The following is a 25,083-nucleotide window of genomic DNA, read 5'->3' as shown; positions in this document are numbered from 1 at the left end:
CCGGCTTTACCGTATCGATTTCATCCTTTCAAAAGGGAGAGTGCGGTCGAATAGATAACGGTAGGTGTTGTGGATTTTGCAAATAGTACCCCCAACCTGACGCATTACCAGGATCATTTTCGGATTGAAGTCCCCAATGCCGCTCATTTCAATGATTTCGTATTTTCTTTCCGTTCGAAGGACATTGGACATGACTTTGATAATTGCTCCATCTACACCCTTCCCCTGATGCTCAGGAACCACCCCAAACACCATTCCCAGAAGCTTTTTGTTTCGTCCGGTTTTCTTGTGCCAGAAGAACTTTAATTTTCCGGGGAGGTTCAATTTCCCGTTAACGTACTTCAGAAGCTGGTTCACTTCGGGAATACAGACAAAGATGGCTACCGGACGTCCCTCAAAGTATGCAATCCAGATGATCTTCTCATCCAGTATCGGCTTTAGTTGACCCATGATAGCCTTCCCCTGCTCCATAGAGAGCTCATTGACGCCTTCGTGCTTTACCCAGGCTTTGTTATAGACCTCAATAATATCCGAGGCGTACTTTTCAAAATTCGAAAGGCGGAGATGATCAAAAGAATAGGCGGAGTCGGATGCTACCAACTCCGATTTGTACTCCAGCCGTTTGCTCAGGGGGTCGAATACATTTCGTATAAACGTGTATTGCTGATAATAGGTTTTAAAGCCGTAATTCTCAAAGAGCCCCGCATAATAGGGAAAATTGTAATTGCACTGGTAATTGGGTTCTACATCAAAACCCTTGGTGAGCAAGCCCCACCATTTATCCCTTCTCCCGAAATTAATTGGCCCATCCATATAGGTCGCACCTTGTTCATTTAGCCAATCCCGGGCAGCATCAAAAAGCATGTCAGCCGCTTTTTGGTCGTCAATACATTCAAAAAAACCGACACCTCCTGAAATTGTATCCCCCGATTCCTTATGCGTCGTCCGGAGAACAAAGGCTGCTATTCGGCCAATTGTCCGGGCATCCTCCTTTAAGATCCACCTCCTGCAATCACCATTTGAAAATGCCTTATTCTTTTCAGGATCAAAAACCGCCCGGATATCTGCATCCATGGGCCTGATCCAGTTTTGGGTATCCCGGTAAAGGGATACCGGAAATTGGATGAACTCTTTTTCTTCAGATTTGGAATTCAGGGGAACAAGCTGCATAGAAGGCTCGGATACATGGTATGGTGTAAATCTAAAATTAATTACCTAAACAGAAAAACCGGATAGGATCCGTTTTATCCTTTCCTGCTCCGGGGCTAAAAAACGGAGGGCGAAATGCCTTTATGGGTCCGTTCAATGGCCTGTTGATTTTTCCAGTCAATCCAGCTTTGCCCTTTCCAGCGACGCATCAGATTATCGTAGCTCCTCATGATCAACAGGTTGTAAAAGGCTTTACTGAGATTTCTGGGGTTTCTGGCTATCGCCCTGAGACTCATCGAAAACCCGGGTGTGAGATAGCGCATATAATGCCAATACCCTTCGGGCATATACAAGACATCTCCATGGCTGAGATAAGTCTTAAATCCCCGGGCGTACTTAAGTGCTGGCCAGGCCTCAAAGTCCGGGGCGGAGAAATCTATCCCTTCGTGGGCTATCAGGGAGTGGGGAACCTTGTAGAGGACTCTGTTTTCGGTCTGAGGAAAAAGGAGGATCTCCTTTTCCCCTTCAAAATGGAAGTGAAATATATTGGCAAGGTCAATATCGTAATGCATAAAGGTATACGAATCCCTTCCCCCAAAGAATAACATGGGCAGGGCCTTCATCAATCGAAGTCCGAAATCGGGATATTCAAAATCCGACTGCAATTGAGGGACTTCTTTTAAAATATTCCAAAGAAAAATCCGATACCGCGTAGGCTTGCTTTTTAAGAGATCAATATAGTCCGTCATCGGCATCCGGGCATGGGGCTCGTTAAACCCATCCCGGTGATCTACGGGCCTGTCGTCGTATAATGGCACGATCTTCGACCCGGCGACCTCCCTCATATAATCGAGGTTCCACTTGGTGTACGCAGGCCACTTCTCAATCGCTCCTTTAATAACTACAGGCTTTTGAGGCCTGAAATAGTCATTCAGAAATGATTCCTTTGAAATATTACCTACCCTGGGTACTTCTTCGAGTTGCACGGAAAAATCGGATTGACGCGTAAAGGTAAGAAACCTGGAAAAAAATTAAACGGACCCGATTACGAAGACCGCTCCCTCCTTGCGGCTTCATTCCGCTCAATTACATGGCCAGGCCTTGACCAACGCGGTTTTTCGCCCAGGGGCTGGAGTGTGGAATCTTCTGCCTCCACGGTTTCGGGCTTGGCCTTTTTTACAAAAGGGGCCTGGGGTTTGAGTCCCAGCAGTTCAAACATATCCATATCCTCATTCACATCAGGATTCGGCGTAGTAAGTAGCTTATCCCCCGCGAAAATAGAATTCGCACCTGCGAAAAAACACATAGCCTGTCCCTCACGACTCATTTCTGTGCGCCCCGCAGATAACCGGACCTGTGTCTTTGGCATGACGATTCGCGTAGTCGCCACCATGCGTACCATATCCCAAATTGAAACTGGCTCGATATCCTCCATAGGTGTTCCGGGAACGGCAACCAGGGCATTTATAGGCACGGATTCCGGCTGTGGGTCAAGAGTGCTGAGGGCTACCAACATTCCTGCCCGGTCTTCCAGCTGTTCTCCCATCCCGATAATTCCCCCGCTGCAAACGGTGACATTCGTTTTTCGAACATTGCCAATGGTCTCAAGGCGATCTTCAAAAGCTCTTGTGGAAATGACATCTTTATAATAATCCTCTGATGTATCCAGGTTGTGGTTATACGCGTAGAGTCCGGCCTCTGCAAGACGACTGGCCTGATTCTCGGTTAACATTCCAAGGGTACAACACACCTCCATGTCCAGCTTATTGATGGTCCGGACCATTTCCAGAACCTGGTCAAAATCAGGGCCATCCTTCACATTGCGCCAGGCGGCTCCCATGCACACGCGCGAACTCCCTGAAGCCTTGGCGCGTAAAGCCTGGGCTTTTACCTGTGAAACTGACATGAGTTCATTTCCATCAATGTCCGTGTGGTAGCGGGCAGCTTGCGGACAGTATCCGCAATCCTCCGGACAACCCCCGGTTTTTATGGATATCAGGGTTGAGACCTGAACGGTATTCGGATCGTGGTACGCTCTATGAATACTGGCTGCCTGAAAGAGTAAATCCATCAGGGGTTGACTGTATGTTTGCATTACCTCTTCCCGGGTCCAGTCATGTCTGATTGCAGTCATTGAATATCGTTTTTTAACGGCCGTTGTTACTTTTTTGCGTAGGCTACAGAAAATTTGTGCTTGACCTGATACCAAAAATAGCCCATTGCCCCCTAATCGCCAACCACATTTCCTATTTAAGCAGCATCCGCGCTTTGAATACAAATACTCACCGCATTACCTCCAAATCCAACGGCGTTTATCAGAATATTTTTCAAACGGCCCTCGTAAGGGATCCCATCCAGATACGGAACTCCGATGAATTTTTGATGAAGAAGCATCTGCACGGCCAGTTCCAGACTGAGCATTCCTGAAGTCCCAAGGGTATGACCCAGCTTCCACTTATTCGTTGTAAGGGCCGGCAGGCGGCTGCCAAATACGCTTTTTATGGCCGCATATTCTGCCCTGTCACCTTTCAGTGTTCCAGGACAATGCATGACGACAGCGTCTATTTCATCGGGAGAAATATCCCTTAGCGCCATTTGCATGGATCGTTCCAGGCAATCCCCCCGGGGTGACATGGAAGCCCCGTGCTTCAGAGCTTCTGTAGCATAACCCATGCCCGTAATATAGGCAAGTGCTTCCTTGTGGCGTCCTGCTTCCAGGCATGCCATTGCGGCCCCTTCTCCGAGGACCATCGTATTGTTCTTTTTGTTTAGGTCCATGGCTCGACAGGGATAGGCTCCGCCTTCCCTGCTGTAGATCTTCAAGGCTTTCATTTGCGCAAGGGTAAAGGCCGTCAAAGGAGCCTCACTCCCCCCAACAAGAAATCGATCTGCAAGGCCAGATTGAATCCAGGCTATTCCATTTAACAAGGCGTGGAAAGCCGTAGAACAGGTTATGGAATGAGAAAGCGCTGGCCCAAAGGTTCTGAGGTCCTGAGCTACCCACGAGGAGATATTTCCAAGTGTGGTACTTGGCGAGGTCTGGGGACGTACTGACCCCGTCTTTATAAAAGTATTGTGGTACTGTTCAAAAAGCCCCGTCGCACCTCTGGAAGAACCAATATTTACTCCGAATCCCGATTCCGAAATCCAACCGGCTGCTTTTATTGCCTTTCGCGCTGCGACTATGGCATAGAGGACACTGGGATCCAGATCCCGATAAGCCGAATGCGCCTCTTTCAGCGCATGAATCAGCCGAGTCTCCTGCTCCGGCAATTTACCCGCATAATCCCCGCTAAAACCCGACCCCTTGAGTGGATGCAGCCTGTGTTCCGGGGAGCGATACGCCTTCCAAACTTGTTCCGGTTCAGAACCAAGTGGAGAAAGTGAGGCTATGGAAACGAGAGAAATTACCTGATTCAACATAGGTGCATTACAAAAATTTAAAGGGTGTCCAAAAGGAGCTCAATGTTATCGTAAAGGATGTTGAGTTCTTCCGGCTCGATAACATATGGAGGCATCAGGTATACGGTATTCCCCAGGGGCCTGAGGAACACACCTCGCTCCATAAAAAACGCCATCAACCGGTCGCGGATATTTCCATATCTGTCGGTTTGAATATCCAAATCAAGCGCCATGATTACACCACATTGCCTGGAAGCGCGAATTTTAGGATGTCCCTCAATACTGTCGAGGAATTTCCGATGCCCCTGCTCAATACGCCGGATCCCCAGTTGGATCTTGTCCGATTTATAGAGTTCGAGTCCTGCAAGCGCAGCTGTGCACGCCAGGGGATTCGCAGTATATGTATGGCCGTGAAAAAACCCCTTTGAGACTTCATCTTCGTAAAACGCTTCAAAGATCTCACCGGTGCAACTCGTGATTGCCATTGGCAATAACCCTGCGGTTAGGGCTTTGGAAAGGCACATCATATCGGGTTTGGTTTGCATTTGCTCAGAGGCAAAACAAGTACCCGTCTTACCGAAGCCGGTCATCACCTCATCTGCGATAAGCAAGATCTCCTTATTCTTAAGGTACTTCAAGACGGCTTCCAGGCCGGATCGATTATGGGTCTTCATTGCCGCTGCCCCCTGTACCAAAGGCTCATAGACAAATGCAGCAACTTCACTGGCATTGAGGATGCCTTCGAGCTGTTGCAGGATTTTGGAAGGGTTTTCCTCAAGGGGGACCGGAATGCGTTTTACCTCAAGGCTGAAGTCTTCAAAGGGTCCGTTATACACGGAAAGTCCCGAGACCGACATTGCACCGAATGTATCCCCGTGAAAACCTTCCTCAAAAGCCAGGAGTACTTTTTTAGGTTTCCCCTGGTTGAAATGATATTGCAAAGCCATTTTTACCGCAACTTCCACGGCCGTGGAACCATTATCGGAAAAAAACAATCGCTCCTGGTTTTCAGGCAGCATAGGAATCAAGGTTTCGGACAGGGCTACGGCAGGTTCATGGGTAAATCCACTGAAAACTACCTGATCCAATTGGTGCATCTGGGCGCAAACTCGGGAAATTATATAGGGATTGCAATGTCCGTAAACAGCTGTATACCAAGAAGAAATCCCATCGATATACGACTTCCCATCTTCGTCATAGAGGTATACTCCAGATGCACGGGAAATCCCCAGCATTTCAGGATGTGTTTTATGTTGTGTAAGGGGATGCCAGATGAATTTCTGGTCCCGTTTGGTAAGGCTCTCCAAAATGCCTGTATTTAATTGTTCCTAGACTCACAAAGATCAGCATAACCAACGTAATCCCATACGTCTGTTGCAATTTCCTTTTCCTCCCACAATTATTCCATTACTCCAGCCCCGGGTTATACTAAATGATACACCTGCAGGGTCGGTAACAATTTCTCGGCCAGTAAACGGATGACACTCTTATCGAAGTTGGGATGTTCCTCTATTCGGCCCAGAACCGGCAGTCCCGATTTGGATCGGATGATCGCCTCGGTAGAGGGGTGCCTGTTGCCGCTAAAAAGGATAAAAGGCTTAAAACCCTTATCTGTAAGCGCCTGAAGGGTAAGAAGTGTATGATTTATACTTCCCAGGTAATGACGCGAGACTACGACCACCTCATACTCCGGCCGGATCAGATCTAAAATGGTATCATTCTCGTTAAGGGGCACGAGTAATCCTCCCGCGCCTTCGATGATAAGGTGGTTCTCTGTGGCGGGAGGGACGATAGCATCTAATTTTATGGCAACCTGATCTATATCTGCTGCCGCGTGTGGACTCATAGGCGTATTCAACGCATAGCTATTGGGATGAATCACTGTTTTGGTATTGCTGATCAGATCCTTGATCTTATGACTGTCTGAATGATCCAAATCCCCTGCCTGTACAGGTTTCCAATAATCGGCCTGCAGGGCCTCCACCAATATTGCAGATGCGATGGTCTTACCTACTTCGGTTGAAATCCCGGTAACAAATATTCGCTTCATTTCCTATCCCCGTGTAATCATTTCACAACTCAGACAACGGTATTTCGGGGGCTCCAGAAAAGGAAATAACCGATACAAAAGACGTGATCTGTCGAGGTAGCGTTCAGAACGGGAAGCCTTACAATTCGGACAAACCACCGGTTCCCCGTTTTTGTCTATGGCATACCTGCGTACGCTGTCGTAGATCTCCTTCGCTTTTTCCCGATCCTCCTGATACACCATAACCTTAACTCCTCCTATGGCTGCAGCGATAAACGGATCGGCCTGCAAAATATTCGCGTCCTTTAAAAAGACATGAATACCCTCAGACTCCAGCTTTGCCTTTAATAGCTCTGCATCAGCAACATAGTCAAAAGCACCCAGAGTGTAGTAACTCTTTTTCATACCCTCATTTTCTTTAAGGACTTTTCCAAGATAGTTAAAACTCCTGTGATTTCTTCTTCAGTATTAAAGGCGTGAAGACTAAATCGGAGGCACTCCCTTCCCCTGGGCACAGTGGGTGACCGTATCGGTTTCACGTCATAACCCATTGACTGGAGATCTTCGGCCAGCATGCGGACCTGCTCAACACCTCCCACCTCACAACATTGAATTGCAGCCATTGCCGGGATAAAATATCCCGAGAGTCCCAGGTCTTGTTGTCGTCTTCTGAATATATCGATATTCGCATTCAGGCGCTCCAGCGCGTCGGCCCCGAGATCTCCTTTTAGTCTTTCATAAGCCTGTATTATGACATTTACGCTTGCAGGGGGTAGTGCAGTGGTGTATACAAAGCTCCTGCTGTAGTTTATCAGATATTCCCTCAGTAGCTTACTTCCAAGGACGGCTGCCCCATGGCATCCCAGGGCCTTGCCGAAGGTAATGACCCGAGCAAAAACACCATCCCCACATTCCGCCTGCACCACAGCTCCACGGCCCTGCGGCCCCAGGACACCCACTGCATGGGCTTCATCCAAAATAAGCCGAAATCCATTTTCCTTACAATAGGTTGACAGGGCTTGCAGGTCAGGGCCATCCCCTTCCATGGAAAAAACCGTTTCGCTAATGACGTAGACCTCTGAATTCTCGGGAATCCGATCCCCCAGCACATTATTAATGCGCGTTTTAAGTGAATCGAGATTGTTATGGTCGTATTTGTAGCCTTTAGCCTTCCCCAGGGCAATTCCATCGCGAATACTGGCGTGTACTGAGGCATCGTAAAAAATAAAATCATTGCGCTCTAAAAGAGCAGGTAACAATCCCACATTCGCATCGTATCCCGAATTGAATAGCAGTGCTGCTTCTGCTCCGTGAAAATCGCTTATCGATCTTTCAGCCGCTTCGAAAAGCGGATGGTTTCCACTGATCAGCCTGGAACCTGTACTGCCTTGTCCATACGTATGATCCTCAACAGGAATCCGTGCGAACCCCAAATAGTCATTTGAAGCGAAATCGACCAGCCCCGTATCGGCATATAGCCTTCTGAAGGTTCCCGATGCCTTTCGCTCATTAAGCTTTTTCAATAATTTCTCCGGAAACTCCTGCATTGTGTAAAAATAACACATCCCGGAATACCGAACCTAAACGAAAAACCAATCTCAGAATGGGAAAAAGAAAATACAGGATGGCTCGCCCCCAACATGAACTTTGGAATGCTCTCAAAAGTCCTCATCCGCAGCTTCTAGATTCCATACTCACAGAAGACCATAAAAAAACCCGCATCTTCCGATGCGGGTTTAGAATCAGGTCAGGGTTTTTTAGTCGGCCAGGACGATAATCCTGTTATTCTTTAGTTCGACTGTACCACTGTTTATCTTTAAGATTGTTTTTCCGTCAGAGGCCTTTGAAAACCGATTCTGGAATTCCTCCTCAATTTCCATATTCCCGGCAATTTTTACCGAGCCTGCCTGGAGCAGGGAAACAATAGGGGCGTGATCCTGAAACATCTGAAACTCACCGTTGACTCCCGGTACGGTAACCGAGGTAACTTCTCCTGAAAATAATGTCGCCTCAGGCGATACAATCTCTAGATGCATAATAAAGGGATTCGGTTAGACGCTTCTTTTTTAGAGGACTCGAAACTACGCTTCTGCCAGCATTTTTTCACCAGCCTCGATTACCTCTTCAATACTTCCTTTAAGGTTGAAGGCGGATTCCGGCAAATGATCCAACTCCCCATCCATGATCATGGTAAAGCCTTTGATCGTTTCTTTAATGTCTACAAACACTCCAGGGATTCCCGTAAACTGCTCGGCAACGTGAAATGGCTGCGACAAGAATCGCTGTACCCTTCGCGCACGGGCAACCGCAAGCTTATCCTCTTCTGAGAGTTCCTCCATCCCGAGGATGGCGATAATGTCCTGGAGCTCCTTGTAACGCTGAAGTAACTCCTTAACCCGTTGGGCACAGTCGTAATGTTCGTCCCCGAGGATATCGGCAGTAAGAATTCGGGATGTTGAATCCAGGGGATCCACAGCCGGGTAAATTCCAAGCTCCGCAATCTTCCTGGAAAGTACAGTTGTAGCATCAAGGTGGGCGAAAGTTGTTGCAGGTGCAGGATCCGTAAGGTCATCCGCAGGCACGTAGACGGCCTGTACCGAGGTAATCGAACCTCTTTTGGTCGAGGTGATACGCTCCTGCATTGCACCCATTTCAGTAGCCAGGGTTGGCTGATATCCCACCGCTGAAGGCATCCGTCCCAAAAGCGCAGAAACCTCTGATCCCGCTTGTGTAAAACGGAAAATATTATCGACAAAGAAAAGAACATCTTTCCCCTGCCCGTCTCCGGCGCCATCCCGGAAGTATTCGGCAATGGTCAATCCTGACAAGGCCACCCGGGCACGAGCTCCCGGAGGTTCGTTCATCTGTCCGAAAACGAAAGTCGCTTTGGACTCCTTCATCGCCTTCTTGTCTACCTTACTCAGGTCCCAACCGCCTTCTTCCATAGAGTGGACAAAGTCGTCTCCGTATTTGATAATTCCGGATTCCAGCATTTCGCGGAGCAGGTCATTACCCTCACGTGTTCTTTCGCCAACACCAGCAAAAACAGAGAGTCCGCCGTGTCCTTTAGCAATATTGTTGATAAGCTCCTGAATCAGAACAGTTTTACCTACACCAGCACCACCGAACAACCCAATCTTACCACCTTTAGCGTAAGGTTCGATAAGGTCAATTACCTTGATTCCTGTAAAGAGAACCTCGGTTGACGTAGAAAGGTCTTCAAATTTTGGGGCTTCACGGTGAATTGGCAATCCGTTGTCTCCAGCCTTAGGCAAATTCCCAAGTCCATCAATGGCATCCCCGATCACATTAAAGAGGCGTCCGTAAACGTCTTCTCCAATGGGCATTTGGATCGCTGCTCCCGTTGCTACAACCTCTGTACCCCGGCTCAAACCATCGGTAGAGTCCATGGAAATAGAACGAACGGAGTTCTCTCCAATATGGGATTGAACCTCAAGAACGAGAATGGATCCGTCCTCTCTTTTAATTTCAAGAGAATCGTAAATTTTTGGAAGCTCAGCCTCGGATGGAAATTCAACATCGATTACCGGTCCGATAATTTGGGATACCCTGCCTGAATGATTTGCCATTATTCTGTCTTTATAAAAAGTCTAAGGTGCTTTTTTTCGGCTGCAAATATAGTTCATTCCTCCATAAATTGAAACGGAATCCACCCCTTTTTACATAAAAAAAGCGCCGGTCTCCCGGCGCTCTGAAAACAGTATGTTGCGCTTACGGATTCACGGTCCAGGAAACGTAGAAAATAGACCCTACGATTCCCGTTCCAACCGCCGAGAAGTAATCCTCTCCGAGGATGTTGGAACCGCCTAACTTAAAGACGGATTTAAAACTGGGCACAGCGTAATTGACCTGAGCATCCAAAACGGAAAAGGAAGGAATAGGACCATCGGCGAAGGTGTTCTGCCATTCGTACGCATCACTCCATCGATAATTGATGTTAAACCCGAAATTCTTAAACAGTTGGGTATGACCAAAAGATGCCTTCACTTTGTGATTCGGCGTATTGAACTGTGTCCTGAAATCCGGAAAAGACGCCTGATCGAATTCAAACTCCGCATAGGTATAGTTAATACCAAAATCGAAGTCTCCAAGTACTTTTGCCTCGACTCCAATAGTAGCTCCATAGGATTCGACATCCGCAGGGGAATTCGTGTAATTCTGATAAACTTCTACATCCCCGTTTTGCAATGCCAGGAGGGATAGCGCGTTATCCCCGGCTTGTCCATAAAGAGGAACCAGGACATTGGTGTTGGATATAAAGTTGTCATAGGTGTTATAGTATCCGCTCAAATCGATTGCGACACGACCTATTTGCGCCCGGTAACCCACCTCAAAAGCCGTGATTTCCTCGGGTTGTACCAGGGGTGTTTCTATAGCCTGTGGAGCCCCCGCCTGGACCGAACTAACTGAAAAGGCATTCTCATAAGCGGCCCGGCCGACAATTGTAGAGGTCGGACTTCCGGTAATCGCCTGTCCGGCAGGAGTGAGTTCAAAAGTCCGCACATCCCTGTCCAGGTTATCCGGAGCAGATCCCACAAGAATAGCCCGTCCGGCATTCAGACCGATGAACAAATCCTGAGTGGTCGGGTTCCGGAAGCCTTGCTGAACTGAAACCCGGATGTTGTGGTTTCGATCCTGACCCAAGGTCCCTAATACGGAAAGTCGGGGAGAGAAAAAACCATCGAAAAATTCATTCTTATCATACCTGACCGACCCGGTGAGTTTAAGGCGATCATCTAAAAGCTCCTTCTGCAACTGCAGGTATGCACCATATTCATTATACTTAATCGGACCATCGATATCCGTAAAGATGGTACCCGCTGAATTCAGTTCATACTCCCGGAACGAACCTCCAATCATTACGTCCATAACATCGGAAGTAAGGTGGGAAAAATTGTAGTTCGCATCTGCGTGCCGGAATTTAGTCTTATCAATGAATTTAGCCCCGGTGTTAAAATCCCCATCGGAGATTACACTGTTAAGTGTCCTCTGGAACTCTGGCGTTCCCGGTACCAAACGTCCCTGGTCCGCAACTTGTCGCGCTATCGCATGTGCCTGGTCTTCCGGAAGTTGTATTCCGGTTCCGACACCGAGCCGGGCTCCGATAAACGTCTCTGCGTATTCCGTAAACCATTCGACATCTCCTTTCCATCGCCTGTTTACATTGATCGCGGCAAAACGGGTGTCATAGGAATTCCCGGAATTCTCCGAGGTAATATAACCCCGAACAAAGAAGTTTTTGTTCCTGAACTCAAGACGGTGTTGTTGCAGCGTGAAATCCCGGATCGCATAGCGGTTTGCTCCCTGGTAAATAGTATTTCCACGTCCCACACGACCATTATAGATTATCTCGAAATCATTGGCAAAAGGCCGGTAATGGATTGAAAAATCTGTTTTAACACTCTGGGCATTATAGTTTAACAGGTCCGACTCGGCATATCCGGTACGAGAAACCAGTGCAGATCCCAAGGTCCCGGAAGGCAGGCCAACAGCCTGGTCAAAATTCAATAGGGTATTTACTTCATCCCCGTAAATATTAAGACCATCATAATTAGGGTCGGCCCTTGTTGCACCTGGATTGTTCAGGTCCTCCTCATTAACTGCATGCCAGTCCTCTCCGGATAAATAGGAGAAATTGGCCTTTATCGCAAATTTATCGCTGAAGGCATGGGCAGCCCGAATTCCAAAATCATAATACGGATTAGTGCCTGCGGCATCTTGTTGTGTGAATCCTGTTTTGAAGTAGGCGCTGATGCCCTGAAAATCAAAAGGATTCTTACTGTTCATAAACAGAATCCCGTTGAAGGCACCTGCCCCGTAGAGGGCTGATGAGGCTCCGGGAAGGATTTCAATACTCTGCACCTCCAGTTCGCTCATACCCACCAGGTTACCCAGGACAAAGTTCAATCCGGGAGCGGTGTTGTCCATTCCATCAACCAATTGCATAAAACGCGTATTGGCGAAAGAAGCAAACCCACGGGTGTTAATAGACTGGAACGTTAAACTGTTCGTGTTGATGTCGACCCCTTTGAGGTTTTGCAGACCCCCATAGAATGACTCTGCAGATGTATTTTTTATTTCCTTTAATCCAAACCGCTCAACGGAAACGGGGGATTCGAATAGGCGTTCCGGGGTTCTTGAGGCAGAAATAACGACCTCATCCAGATAGGTTTGAGACTCGCTCAGCGTTATCGAAACGTTTTGGTTATTTGCGGTGATCGTGATATTCGTCGAGGAATAACCAACACTTGTAATCTGGAGTTCGAATGGTGGAACTTCCGAAGTCTCAAGCACAAAATTTCCATCAAAGTCTGAAGTAGTTCCCACTGTAGTCCCGACTATTACGACGTTTGCCGCAGGCACCGGAACTCCATTTTCATCACTTACATTTCCACGAACCGTGGTCTGCGCATATGCTCCTACTGCCAATAGGAACATCAAAAGAAATAATCCTGTTCTCATTAGATTAGCCTGTGTTTATTTGGTTTTCAGAGCAAGATACAGATTTTTTGGAACCGGGAATTGAAATATCGCAAAATTATGCGCGCATAATACCAATGTCATAATTAATCACCCCCAAAATTGAGAACCACATATTTTAAAGGGTTTGAAAGCTTGCGGACGGTTCCAAATGTGATGGGCCTGGTAATCTTAAGCCTCCTTTTTACGACCTCCTATTCCGTCTTAAAAAGGATTTTTGAAATCAGGGCCAACAGAAGAAATAGCCATAGAATTGAAAACAAGAATTAGGAATATAGCTCAATCCTTTGAGCAACTCCCTGGTAGTGCAATATTAACTATGACTGGATTTCACCAACAAAAATCAGAGGGCTAAAGCAATGCAGAGGCGTCCGGGCTTTGCCCGCTGGCTTTCCCAAATGGCGTGGAATACGTACGGCGAGTCCGATCCCTGTGTACAAGTTTCGAAATACTCTGTATGATCCGGAATCCATGAAGTTAATCATGGCGGATAACCTGGGAAACCGTCAAACAAGTAGTTATTCCACCGTTACCGACTTAGCCAAATTCCTGGGTTGGTCTACATTGCATCCCCGCATTACGGCAATATGGTAGGAGAGCAATTGAAGTGGGATAGTCGTTAGAAGCGGGCTCAGGTTTTCTGAAGACTCAGGAACCTCAATGACATGGTCTGCCAGTTCCCGAACCTGTGTATCCCCTTCTGTTACAATGGCGATAATTTTTCCTTTACGGGATTTGATTTCCTGAATATTGCTGACCACCTTCTCGTAGTGCCCCTTCTTGGTTGCAATAACCACCACGGGCATTTGCTCATCAATCAGAGCGATGGGTCCGTGTTTCATTTCTGCAGCCGGGTACCCTTCTGCGTGTATATAACTAATCTCTTTTAGTTTCAGGGCACCTTCCAGGGCCACAGGGAAATTATAGCCCCTTCCGAGATATAGGAAATTCGTGGAATCCTTATAGACTTCAGAAATGATTTCAATCAGCGTATTGGACTCAAGTGCACGCTCTACTTTCTGGGGTATCCCTTCAATTTCAGTGAGCAACTCGTGAAAACGGGATTCCGTGAATGCGCCTTTCTCTTTGGCAAGCTTCAGGGCCAAAAGCGTCAGGACTGTAATTTGGGTGGTAAACGCCTTGGTAGATGCCACTCCGATTTCCGGACCGGCATGCGTATAAGCACCGGCATCGGTTTCCCGGGCAATGGAAGAGCCTACCACATTACAAACTCCAAAAACAAATGCGCCATTTTCCTTGGCGAGTTTTATAGCTGCCAGGGTATCCGCGGTTTCGCCGGATTGTGAAATGGCAATAAGTACGTCATTCTCTGTGATTACCGGATTGCGATACCGAAATTCCGAAGCATATTCGACCTCAACAGGGATTCGGGCCAGGTCTTCGAAAATATATTCCGCCACCAAACCAGCATGCCAGGAAGTTCCGCAGGCCACGATGATAATTCGTTTTGCATTCAGAAAGCGCTCGAGGTTCTGGTCGATGCCTGCCATTCTGATAATTCCCTGGTCCGCCAGCAAGCGGCCACGGAACGTATCTTTAATCGCCCTTGGCTGTTCATAGATTTCCTTGAGCATGAAGTGGTCATATCCCCCCTTTTCGATCTCCTCGAGATTCAACTGAAGTTCCAGGACGTTTGGATAGGTTATGGCGTCATTCTTTATCTTGCGAAGGCGGATTTCCTTTCCAAGGCGGACAATAGCCATTTCCCCATCTTCCAGGTAAACGGCATTGTTTGTAAACTCAATAAAAGGGGAAGCATCAGAGGCGATAAAAAACTCATCCTCTCCTATTCCTATCGCCAGTGGGCTCCCAAGACGGGCAACGACAATTTCATCGGGTTTACTGCGGTCAAAAACAGCTATCGCATAAGCACCAACCACTTGGTTCAGGGCTATTTGAACGGCCTTTCCGAGCTTTACATTTTCCTGCTTCTTAACCTCTTCGATAAGGTTAACAAGGACTTCGGTATCTGTATCAGAGTGGAAGGTATATCCCCTGTTTGTAAGCTCTTTCCGGACTGAATCGTAGTTTTCAATAATCCCGTTATGGATGATAACCAAATTTCCGGAGTTGGAGTAATGCGGGTGGGAATTAACATCATTAGGGACCCCATGGGTTGCCCAACGCGTATGGCCGATCCCAACGCGACCAGCGAGGGAAATCTCCCCCTTTGCTTTGCCACTGAGATCTGCAACCTTGCCCTTAGTTTTAGACAGGTTGATATTCGTGCCGTCGTACAGAGCAATCCCGGCACTGTCATAGCCACGGTACTCCAGACGCTGTAATCCTTTCATGATGATCGGATAGGCATCCCTGTGACCGATATATCCTACTATTCCACACATAAGTACAAGTATTTGAGGCCTTAAAATTAATTCAAACACCCTATCTATATCAAAAATATGGATGAATGACCCTTTTAACTATGTTAATGACCTGTCAGGGATCAATTTCGGTGTAGGAAATTTCCAACCGAAGGCGTTTGGGATCATCTGCATCGACATTACCTCCGACAAGCACAGTCCCTAAAGGGGTAATACCATTGCCTAATGTGAGCTCCTTTTCTGAACCATCAGGCAAAATCACATCAGCATTGGTTCGAAGTCGGATGTCCGCTGTGAGGCTCAGCCCCAATGTAGCGTTAACCGAATCCCGCTGAATAATATTGTTCAGGTACTCGGTAATCCGCACGGTATATTTTACTCCTTTTCCGAGCGCCTGTTCCAGAATACCGTCGTAATTAAGAAAAACCCCGAGTGAAGAATCTTCAACATTGGATTCGGTAGAAACATTAAAAAGTGGAAGATTGGTTTCTGCATTATACAAATAGAGCCGTGGCGGTTCGTCTGTAATCCCTGCGGCATCCAATCTTTCCCGATCGACATAAAAAATCAGGTTCGCCTCGTTGATCAACCAGTTATTTTGTCGGATTTCATTAATGGCCTCTCCACCACCCATAAGATCGAAAAGCTCAATCTCTGCAAAAGTACCTGCCCCCCCTTTTAGGTAAATTCTGGAGGCACTCTCTTCAGGTAAATTATCATCAGAGGCAAAAGTGTCCGTTACTTCAGATGGATACGCTTCACTGGTCAGTGAGTTGACGGCATTGTTCTGGATCGCCTGGTTTCCCCCTCCAGAGAGCAATCGCAATTCTTCTTCTTCATCAATGATACTGACCTCTTCCCCGTCCGTAGCCTCATAGGTATATTTAACCGTCAGCCTGGCCTGGGTAATGTCGAACAGGATCATCACCTCTGAGTCGATCGGGTTTAAGTTAAGGTGTATTCCCCTGAAGTATTCTTTAAAGTTCGCATTGCTCAGCAATTCTGAAGAGCCTTCCAGATCGATAAAATTCTCCTGAAAATAATCCGGATCCAGGGCTACCCGAATTCCAGGTTGGATTCGCTCTTCTACGATCAGGGATTCATCCTCTTCTGTGTCCGGATCATCTTCCTGGAAAATGAGAATTTCTTCATCAGAAATCTCGAGGACACCCTCAAAAAGAACATCGGAGGCAAAGTCCTCAGATAAGTTCTGGTTTGAATAATATGGTTCTGATTCCTGAAATCCGGAATCCGGGTCCAGGTCCCTGAGAAAATACGTGGAGCGGGAAACCTTAAAATTGAATTCGGCATCCCTGTCCCCATAAATACTGTCGAGCTGACGGCGTTCCGGAAAAATATTATCGGGGGTGGAATCGTCCTCCGCATCTCCGATACCGTCTCCATCTGTGTCGGGATTCAATGGGTCTGAGCCTCTGGCGGTCTCCTCCGAATCCGTTAGGCCGTCTCCGTCCGAATCACTTGATGGATCGTTGGGGTCCGCGTCCAGCGAATCTGCAACGCCATCCAAATCCTGGTCTGCATTTGCAGTCTGGAAATACGGAAGATAAAGGATCACCTCGCTTACCGTTTCGTTTTCATTGGGAATGTCCGGATCATTTTCCTCCCGTTGTTGGGTATAACGTCCAAAAAATTGAATTCCTCCGCTCGAAGCAAGGGAAAGTTGTGAGGTAATGATTCCCTCAGTCATCCCATAGATCGGATCGTCAAAGTAGCCTAGTTGGTATACCGGGAGTTGATTCGTAGGAATCGTCTCAATATTCTTGTTAAATGCAAAAACATCGTATACCGCCTTTCCGTTGATAAATGGTTCTTGTCCTACAATTCCATCCCCTATGGTTACCGGATCTTCTTCACAAGACACCCCAATCGCCATAAAGACGAAACCCGCAAGCAGGTAAAAGAAAAATCGTTTCATACTAAATACTCTTACGACTTAAGTACTTCGGTATTGTAAAAATTTGAATAGGCCTCTTCGAATTCCTGAAAAGACACATAGGGAAGCACCGGTTTCTGAAGATTGTTTATGTACTCCTGCAGTTCGTCAGGAATATTTTCGGCAGCTAAGATAACGGCGTCGGAATAATCCACAGCGATCTTTAACAAATTATTATAGGAGGGTGTTTTTAAAATTTCGACAGGCCCTTCCGGAATCTGATCAAAGGCAATTTTCTGTGAGAGGGCTTCATTGAGATTCCCTTCAAAACTGCTTCCGTAGATGGAAGTAACTATTTTACTATCGGCAAAAAGTGGCTCATCTGCATAGTATTCCCGCAGGTATAAAGGCAGCAGGGAAGCCATCCATCCATGAACATGGATTATGTCCGGCGACCAGTTTAATTTTTTGACAGTTTCCACCACTCCCTTGGCAAAAAAGACCGCCCGCTCATCATTATCCGCGAACAATTCTCCATTCTCATCCGTAAAGGTGGCTTTCCTTTTAAAGTATTCCTCGTTATCGATAAAGTAAACCTGAATGCGCTCTCTGGGAATGGATGCCACTTTGATGATCAGAGGCATATCCATGTCATTAATGACAAGGTTCATGCCTGAGAGACGTATGACCTCGTGAAGCTGATGCCTGCGTTCATTAATATTTCCATATCTCGGCATAAATATCCGAATCTGACCCCCCTGGCTATTAACCATACGCGGGGTTTCATAGGACATTTTAGAAACGGGGCTTTCCGGGAGGTAGGGAACTAATTCAGAAGATACGAATAATACCTTTTTACCATTCATAAAAGGGGCGTTTTAGTCGATTGCCGAAACGTAGGTGCAAAATTACAAAATTTATGCAGAATAGCAGTAATTATAGTAAGTTTGCTGCCCATTAGCGCTCGGCATGAACGTACTAAGGACCAAAGATGAAATCGGTCAATTCAGGAAGCAACTAAAAGAAGCTGGGTTAAGCCTTGGTTTGGTGCCTACTATGGGAGCCTTACACCAGGGGCATTTGCAATTGGTTCAGAGGGCGTGTAAGGAAAATCAAAGCGTCCTGGTTTCGATTTTTGTTAATCCCACTCAGTTTAACAACCCTTCCGATCTTGAAAATTATCCAAAGACCCTGGAATCGGATCTGGCAAAGCTGCAGGACCTGAACTGCCCAATAGCTGTATTTGCCCCTGAAATCTCTGAAATGTACGGAGATGATCCAAGTGCACGGAACTACGATTTCGGGATGCTGGAAAACGTCATGGAAGGCGTGTATCGTCCGGGTCATTTTGACGGGGTTGCCACGATTGTGGAAGCCTTGCTTCAGCTGATCCTACCGGATCGGGTGTATTTCGGTGAGAAAGATTACCAGCAACTTCAGATCATACGTGAGCTGGTGCGTCAGAGGCAGATCCCGGTAACAATTGTCCCTTGTCCGATTGTCCGTGAAAAAGACGGCCTGGCAATGAGTTCCAGGAATGTATTACTGACAAAACGTCTCAGAGGGGAAGCCCCATTCCTGTATGAGATCCTGAAGGAGGCCAAAAATACGTTTGGCACGAAAAATGCTTCTGAAATTGAGCAGTACGCCAGGGAAGCCTTTCAAAAGCACCCTGACCTAAAACTGGAATATTTTTGTGTTGCAGATGCGGAAACGTTACTCCCCATCGGCTCGAAAACTAAAGAAGTAAATAAAAAGTACAGGGCATTTGTCTCTGCATACCTCGGAGGTATACGGCTTATTGACAATCTCGCCCTCAATTAAAAAACCCCCATGCAAATTCAAGTAGTCAAATCCAAGATACATCGCGTCAGAGTCACAGGAGCTGACCTGAACTATATAGGTAGCGTCACTATTGATGAGGACCTGATGGATGCCGCCAATATAATTCAGGGCGAAAAGGTTCAAATCGTCAATAACAATAACGGAGAGCGTCTGGAAACTTACGTCATTCCAGGACCCAGAGGGAGCGGTGAGCTTACCTTAAACGGTGCCGCAGCCCGGAAAGTGGCTGTTGGAGATATTCTCATTCTCATTACCTATGCCTGGATGGACATAGATCAGGCGCGGGAGTTTAACCCTGCCCTGGTTTTTCCCAACGAGGAGACTAACCTGTTGAATTGATTTTGAAAACACGCACTAAAAAAGCCCTTAAGACCATCCTCCCTATAGCCCTGGGGGTTTCATTAGTTGCTTATTCTTATCTGATCACATCTCCCGAAGACCGCTCTCAGATTGTAAAGTACATTCGGGAAGCTGATCCTCTATGGGTATTGCTCTCCCTTGGAATAGGCTTTCTAAGTCATCTTTCCCGAGCTATCCGTTGGAACTACCTCCTGGAACCCATGGGGTACCACCCCAGGGTCCGGAACAATCTTCTTCTTGTCCTCTCTGCCTATTTCGCCAATCTGGGAATTCCAAGATCCGGGGAGGTGCTGCGTGCCACCGGCCTTTCGACATATGAAGGGGTTCCTTTTCAAAAAGGATTCGGGACCATCGTAACGGAACGCGTGATAGACGTGATTATGCTGTTGATCGTAATCCTGATTGCGCTGTTTTCTCAAACAAAGATCATCAGTGGATATCTACAAGAAAGTGGACTCGGATTGGGAAGCTCAATAGCTATTATCATTGTAGGTGTAGGTGGTTTGTTCGGGGTCCTTGCCCTTTTGAAAAGAGCCTCGAATCCCTTCTTTCAAAAACTACGGGATTTCCTGCGGGGCCTGCTGGAAGGCGTGATGAGCATCTTCCATATGCGCAGAAAATGGGCTTTTATAGGCCATACCCTGTTTATATGGACCTGCTATGTCGGAATGTTCTGGGTAATAAAATACACGATTCCGGAAACTGTATCCCTCAATTTCGGCCAGCTTCTGGTTGCGTTTGTAGCCGGGGCTTTTGCCATGTCTGCCACAAATGGGGGGATCGGTCTGTATCCGATCGCAGTGAGCAAGGCAATCACCCTGTTTGGAATCAGTGCTGTTTCGGGAGATGCCTTTGGGTGGATCATGTGGATCGCCCAAACCTTGATGGTGGTTCTTTTTGGCACAATATCCTTCCTTCTGCTTCCGTTATGGAACAGGGATAAATAAGTCCCCTGGTCCAAAATCAAGTACATGAAACGTCTTTTTTTGATTGCCATCGGTCTTTGGCTTGCGACGCCCGTTAAGGCTCAGGTAAAAGAGGAAATCTTTGAATCCTTTAAATTACAGGAGCGCCGGAATGTCAGATATTATATCCCGGAAGGTTACAATCCCGATAAGAGATATCCCCTGGTCATTGTTCTGGATGGCGACTACCTCTTTGACCAGGTAGTGGCTACTTCGAAATTCCACAGCCGCTTTCAGGGGATGCCTGAAACGCTGGTAGTCGGCATTGGCCAGAGTGAAGGGGATCTGAGATCAGAAGACTGCGAATATGAATTAACTTCAGGACTTCCGGCAGAAAAAGGAAAAAAATTCTTTGAGTTTATCGGGATGGAAATTGTTCCGTATATGGTAAGCGCCTATAATGTTGCCCCTTTTAAAATGTTTGTGGGATATGACATTACCGCAAACTTCGGGAACTATTACCTCTTTAAGGAACGTTCTATTTTCGATGCCTTTATAAGCATCTCACCGGATTTGGCGCCGGAAATGGAAACCCGGGTCCCCGCCCGTCTGGCCGCCATTGAACAACCCATTTTCTATCACCTGATCGCCGAGGGGGATCTGGGCGAAGAAGAGGGGCGTTTCGCCCAGCTGAATACCGCGCTTGGACAAATAGAAAAAGAGCACTTTACCTATCACATTGACCGATACCCGGAAGCCAATGAAGTCTCGATAGCGACCTTTGGAATAGGAACGGCATGGGAACGGACTTTTGATATCTTTAAACCGATTAGTCCAGAGGAATACCGCAAAAAAATCCTGGCATCTGAAGAACCCGCTTTTAACTACCTTGAAAACAAATATCAGACCATTCAAACGATTTTCGGATTCAGCAAACCCGTCGAATTAAATGACATTATGGCCATCTACGCTGCCTGTCGTAAAAAAGATGACTTTGAATCTCTCAAGCCCTTATCCGATTTATGCAAACAGGAATATCCCGAAACAATGCTCGGTTTCTATTTTGAAGGGGAGTACTACGAGCAGATCGGAGAACCCAAAAAAGCATTGAAGACCTTCGAAAAAGCTTTTGGAATGGAGGAAATAGATTTCCTCACCAAGGATATGGCCATCGATAAAATGGACGCACTAAAAGCCGATTTCGGTTTCTGATCTAACTCTTTTTTAATTGGAAAACCCGGGTCCTCCCGGGTTTTTTATTTGATTGTAATATCTGTTTTGGAATTAGGGGATACCGGTCTATCTTTAGCCAAAATGCCTCCACAGCTATGGCCAAATCCAAAACGACCTTCTTTTGCCAGACTTGCGGCGCACAATACGCCAAATGGGTTGGACAGTGCACCTCCTGCAAGGAGTGGAATACAATTGTAGAGGAAGTCGTAGCGCATACCACCAAACCCTCAGTATGGAAAGAAGCTTCGGGGAACAGAAGGGCCTCCAAACCGCTCAGGATAAGTGAAATTCAAGCCGGCGAAGAGATGCGCCTTCCCACAGGAGACAAGGAATTGGATCAGGTGCTCGGTGGGGGGATCGTGCCCGGATCCCTCACTCTGATCGGGGGAGAACCCGGAATAGGCAAAAGCACCCTAATGCTTCAAACTGCCCTCAGATCCACCCGAAAGACGCTCTATATTTCAGGAGAGGAAAGTCAGGGGCAGATTAAAATGCGAAGTGAACGAATCGCATCGGTGAACGATTCCTGTTATATCCTTACAGAAACCCTCACCCAGAACATATTCAGGCAGGCAGAAACCCTCCGTCCCGACCTACTGATCGTTGATTCCATTCAGACCCTTCATTCGGATTATCTGGAGGCCACTCCCGGAAGTGTGTCGCAAATTCGGGAATGTACCGCAGAGCTTATTCGTTTTGCAAAAGAATCCAACACCCCGGTAGTCCTGATCGGTCATATCACAAAAGATGGCAGTATTGCAGGTCCTAAAATCCTGGAGCATATGGTAGATACCGTGCTTCAGTTTGAAGGCGACCGAAATCATGTTTTTCGGATACTCCGGGGTCTCAAAAATCGTTTTGGCTCCACTGCAGAACTGGGGATTTACGAAATGCAGGCCGATGGGCTGCGCCCGGTGGCAAATCCATCTCAGTTGCTGTTGTCTCAAAACAGGGAAGCCCTGAGCGGCACGGCAATTGCCGCGACCCTTGAAGGAGTCCGTCCCCTCCTGATTGAAATTCAGGCCCTGGTAAGTTCGGCCGTATACGGAACGCCTCAGCGCTCGGCAACAGGTTTTCCTCCCCGACGTTTGAATATGCTCCTGGCCGTACTTGAAAAAAGGGCGGGCTTTAAACTCGCAGCCAAAGATGTGTTTTTAAATATCACAGGAGGAATACAGGTAGACGACCCTGCTATTGACCTGGCTGTATTGGCGGCTATCTTGTCGAGTAACGCGGACCTCCCCATACCCAGGGACTGTTGTTTCGCTGCCGAAGTCGGGCTCGCAGGCGAAATCCGGCCCGTTCCGCGCATCGGGCAACGGATTACAGAGGCTGAAAAACTGGGGCTCTCCGTTATTTACGTTTCATCCCACGCCTCTGTTCCTGAAAAAACACAGACGATTGAGGTCCGGCGCGTTGCCAGGGTAGAGGATTTGGTACGCTCGCTTTTTGGCGCAACTCCGCGCCAACAACCTTAATTTATTTGCACCGCGAAGTTAGGGCGCCGGATTAGGCAGGGATTCGTGAACCCGCTCGATTTCCTCCAGAATTTCTTTCCCCAAATGAATATCGATACTGCTGATATTCTCCCTGAGTTGGTCCATACTGGTAGCACCTATGATATTACTGGTCAGAAAAGGCCTGCTGTTCACAAAGGCAAGCGCCATCTGGGTAAGCGAAAGCCCATGTCGCCCGGCTATTTCCGCATAGGCCATTGTAGCTTCCACGGATCTGGGATTGCTGTATCTGTTGTAATTTGGAAAAAGGGTGACACGTGCATTTTCAGGCTTCTTCCCGCCCAGGTACTTCCCGCTAAGGGTGCCAAACCCCAGGGGGGAATAGGCGAGCAAACCAATTTCCGACCGGAGTGAAACCTCACTCAATCCGACTTCAAAGAGCCTGTTGAGCAGGCTGTACGGGTTTTGAATCGTGATCATTCGGGGTAACTCCTCGTCGGCCCGGGCCTCTTCCAGAAACCGCATCACTCCCCAGGGGGTTTCATTGGAAAGCCCCACCTGCCTTATCTTTCCTTCCTGCACAAGGGCTTTTAAGGTTTCGAGAACCTCGCGGATATTATCCTTCCAGGTCTCTTCAGGATCGGCTTTGAACCCCCGCTGGCCAAAATAATTCGTCGTGCGCTCGGGCCAGTGCAACTGGTACAGGTCGATATAATCTGTCTGCAATCGGGACAGACTGCCTTCTACGGCCTCGACTATTGCTTTGGGATGAAATCCGCTGGTTCGGATAAATTCAGTAAAGGGAGCCGGTCCGGCAATTTTACTGGCCAGCACGATGTCCTTTCGTTTCCCGCTTTTGCGAAACCAGTTGCCTATGATTTTTTCTGTATCCGCGTAGCGGTCCTTGTGGGCAGGAACAGGGTAGAGCTCCGCAGTATCGAAGAAGTTAATCCCTTTTTCGAAGGCGTAATCCATCTGGGCATGTCCTTCCAACTCTGTGTTTTGGCGGCCCCAGGTCATGGTCCCAAGGCAGATTCGGCTAACGCGTATCTCTGTTTTCGGCAGTTTAGTGTATTCCAATACTGTTGTTTTAAAAATCGATTAATTCAACTCAAGTAAGATGGGGCAGTGGTCGCTATGGACGGCCCCGGAAAGTATTACGGAGCGTTCCAGGGAATCTTTCAGGGTATTTGAAACCATCCCGTAATCCAGTCGCCAACCCTTGTTTCTTTCACGCGCGCCGGCCCTGTAGGTCCACCATGTATAATTATGGGGAGCCGAATTAAAGTGCCTGAAACTATCGATAAACCCGCTATCCAAAAAATTTCCTATCCATTCCCGCTCCACGGGGAGGAAACCAGATACATTCTTATTCCGCACTGGGTCGTGGATATCGATTGCCTGGTGGCATATATTGTAATCCCCGCAGATCACCAGGTTCGGTTTGTCCGCTTTCAGCGTGTCGATGTACTGCTGAAAATCATCCATATACCGGAGTTTGTGATCCAGTCTCTGGATATTGGTCCCGGATGGAATGTACAGGCTCATGACAGAAACCCCGTTGAAATCCGCCCGGATGTTCCGTCCTTCGATATCCATATAGGGTATTCCCGTTCCCTTAACAACCTGATCGGGCTTTTGACGGCTCAGGATTGCCACGCCGCTATACCCTTTTTTTTCAGCTGGAAACCAATAGTGATACGGATATCCGGCCGCACTAAACAGGTCTAAATCCAATTGGTCCTCCATCGCCTTGATTTCCTGAAGACAAATGACATCGGGGTCTGCGCTCACCAACCAATCCAAAAAACCCTTTCGAATTGCCGCACGGATTCCGTTTACATTGTATGAAGCTATTCTCAATTTTTTTTCTTTGCCCAAAAATAGGGAATCCCATACAGCTTAAGAAACCAGGAACCCCTTCCGGTTCCCGGGAAGTCCCTACCTTTGCTTTGGGTGCCAA

Annotated in this window: 21 protein-coding genes; 5 read left to right on the top strand and 16 right to left on the bottom strand. The window is 47.4% G+C overall.

Annotated elements, in window-relative coordinates:
• Positions 1-6 precede the first annotated feature (6 nt).
• The 14 genes from QU605_RS07580 to QU605_RS07515 all read right to left on the bottom strand — a co-directional run bounded on the left by QU605_RS07580 (position 7) and on the right by QU605_RS07515 (position 18,186).
• Complete coding sequence (locus QU605_RS07580; protein ID WP_289724682.1) at positions 7-1,170, bottom strand: hypothetical protein; 1,164 nt, start codon at positions 1,168-1,170, stop codon at positions 7-9.
• Between the two features lie 95 nt (positions 1,171-1,265).
• A complete protein-coding gene (locus QU605_RS07575) occupies positions 1,266-2,135 on the bottom strand; it encodes a cupin-like domain-containing protein (protein ID WP_289724681.1) in 870 nt (289 codons plus the stop codon).
• A gap of 59 nt (positions 2,136-2,194) precedes the next feature.
• Positions 2,195-3,283, bottom strand: a complete 1,089-nt coding sequence (gene bioB, locus QU605_RS07570) for a biotin synthase BioB (protein ID WP_289724680.1) — start codon at positions 3,281-3,283, stop codon at positions 2,195-2,197.
• 116 nt (positions 3,284-3,399) lie between these two features.
• A complete protein-coding gene (locus QU605_RS07565) occupies positions 3,400-4,572 on the bottom strand; it encodes a beta-ketoacyl synthase N-terminal-like domain-containing protein (RefSeq protein WP_289724679.1) in 1,173 nt (390 codons plus the stop codon).
• Positions 4,573-4,589: 17 nt separating this feature from the next.
• Positions 4,590-5,858 carry an adenosylmethionine--8-amino-7-oxononanoate transaminase gene (gene bioA / locus QU605_RS07560; RefSeq protein WP_289724678.1) on the bottom strand — a complete coding sequence of 423 codons (1,269 nt, stop codon included), beginning with the start codon at positions 5,856-5,858 and terminating at the stop codon, positions 4,590-4,592.
• A gap of 116 nt (positions 5,859-5,974) precedes the next feature.
• A complete protein-coding gene (gene bioD, locus QU605_RS07555) occupies positions 5,975-6,601 on the bottom strand; it encodes a dethiobiotin synthase (protein WP_289724677.1) in 627 nt (208 codons plus the stop codon).
• A gap of 3 nt (positions 6,602-6,604) precedes the next feature.
• Positions 6,605-6,985 (bottom strand): putative signal transducing protein, encoded by a 381-nt coding sequence (locus tag QU605_RS07550; protein ID WP_289724676.1) that lies wholly within the window; start codon positions 6,983-6,985, stop codon positions 6,605-6,607.
• Positions 6,982-8,103, bottom strand: coding sequence for an aminotransferase class I/II-fold pyridoxal phosphate-dependent enzyme (locus QU605_RS07545; RefSeq protein ID WP_289724675.1), 1,122 nt, complete (start codon positions 8,101-8,103; stop codon positions 6,982-6,984). Before QU605_RS07545 ends, QU605_RS07550 begins: the two co-directional genes overlap by 4 nt.
• Before the next feature lie 234 nt (positions 8,104-8,337).
• Positions 8,338-8,616, bottom strand: coding sequence for a F0F1 ATP synthase subunit delta/epsilon (locus tag QU605_RS07540; protein ID WP_289724674.1), 279 nt, complete (start codon positions 8,614-8,616; stop codon positions 8,338-8,340).
• A gap of 45 nt (positions 8,617-8,661) precedes the next feature.
• Positions 8,662-10,170 carry a F0F1 ATP synthase subunit beta gene (gene atpD / locus QU605_RS07535; protein ID WP_289724673.1) on the bottom strand — a complete coding sequence of 503 codons (1,509 nt, stop codon included), beginning with the start codon at positions 10,168-10,170 and terminating at the stop codon, positions 8,662-8,664.
• 142 nt (positions 10,171-10,312) lie between these two features.
• A complete protein-coding gene (locus QU605_RS07530) occupies positions 10,313-13,063 on the bottom strand; it encodes a TonB-dependent receptor (RefSeq protein WP_289724672.1) in 2,751 nt (916 codons plus the stop codon).
• 536 nt (positions 13,064-13,599) lie between these two features.
• Entirely contained in the window at positions 13,600-15,447 is a 1,848-nt protein-coding gene (glmS, locus tag QU605_RS07525; RefSeq protein ID WP_289724671.1) for a glutamine--fructose-6-phosphate transaminase (isomerizing), read from the bottom strand.
• 94 nt (positions 15,448-15,541) lie between these two features.
• On the bottom strand, positions 15,542-17,362 hold the full coding sequence (locus QU605_RS07520; RefSeq protein WP_289724670.1) for a DUF4270 domain-containing protein: 1,821 nt from the start codon (positions 17,360-17,362) through the stop codon (positions 15,542-15,544).
• An 11-nt stretch (positions 17,363-17,373) separates the two neighbouring features.
• Positions 17,374-18,186 (bottom strand): glycogen/starch synthase, encoded by an 813-nt coding sequence (locus QU605_RS07515; RefSeq protein ID WP_289724669.1) that lies wholly within the window; start codon positions 18,184-18,186, stop codon positions 17,374-17,376.
• Positions 18,187-18,289: 103 nt separating this feature from the next.
• Between QU605_RS07515 and panC the strand changes: the two genes are divergently transcribed.
• From panC to radA, 5 genes are all read left to right on the top strand, one after another.
• Positions 18,290-19,144, top strand: a complete 855-nt coding sequence (panC, locus tag QU605_RS07510; RefSeq protein ID WP_289724668.1) for a pantoate--beta-alanine ligase — start codon at positions 18,290-18,292, stop codon at positions 19,142-19,144.
• Between the two features lie 9 nt (positions 19,145-19,153).
• Positions 19,154-19,504 (top strand): aspartate 1-decarboxylase, encoded by a 351-nt coding sequence (panD, locus tag QU605_RS07505; RefSeq protein ID WP_289724667.1) that lies wholly within the window; start codon positions 19,154-19,156, stop codon positions 19,502-19,504.
• Positions 19,505-19,506: 2 nt separating this feature from the next.
• Entirely contained in the window at positions 19,507-20,472 is a 966-nt protein-coding gene (locus tag QU605_RS07500; protein WP_289724666.1) for a lysylphosphatidylglycerol synthase transmembrane domain-containing protein, read from the top strand.
• Between the two features lie 24 nt (positions 20,473-20,496).
• Complete coding sequence (locus QU605_RS07495; RefSeq protein ID WP_289724665.1) at positions 20,497-21,642, top strand: alpha/beta hydrolase; 1,146 nt, start codon at positions 20,497-20,499, stop codon at positions 21,640-21,642.
• Positions 21,643-21,758: 116 nt separating this feature from the next.
• Positions 21,759-23,141 (top strand): DNA repair protein RadA, encoded by a 1,383-nt coding sequence (gene radA / locus QU605_RS07490; protein WP_289724664.1) that lies wholly within the window; start codon positions 21,759-21,761, stop codon positions 23,139-23,141.
• Between the two features lie 18 nt (positions 23,142-23,159).
• Here the strand turns inward: radA and QU605_RS07485 are convergent, their stop codons facing one another.
• Both QU605_RS07485 and QU605_RS07480 read right to left on the bottom strand, forming a co-directional pair.
• A complete protein-coding gene (locus QU605_RS07485; protein ID WP_289724663.1) occupies positions 23,160-24,200 on the bottom strand; it encodes an aldo/keto reductase in 1,041 nt (346 codons plus the stop codon).
• A gap of 21 nt (positions 24,201-24,221) precedes the next feature.
• Entirely contained in the window at positions 24,222-24,983 is a 762-nt protein-coding gene (locus QU605_RS07480; protein ID WP_289724662.1) for an exodeoxyribonuclease III, read from the bottom strand.
• Between the last annotated feature and the right edge of the window lie 100 nt (positions 24,984-25,083).

The organism is Robiginitalea aurantiaca (assembly GCF_030380815.1).
Taxonomy (GTDB): Bacteria; Bacteroidota; Bacteroidia; order Flavobacteriales; family Flavobacteriaceae; genus Robiginitalea; species Robiginitalea aurantiaca.
Note: the sequence above shows the minus strand (reverse complement) of the source record. Positions and strands in the feature narration are given on the sequence as shown.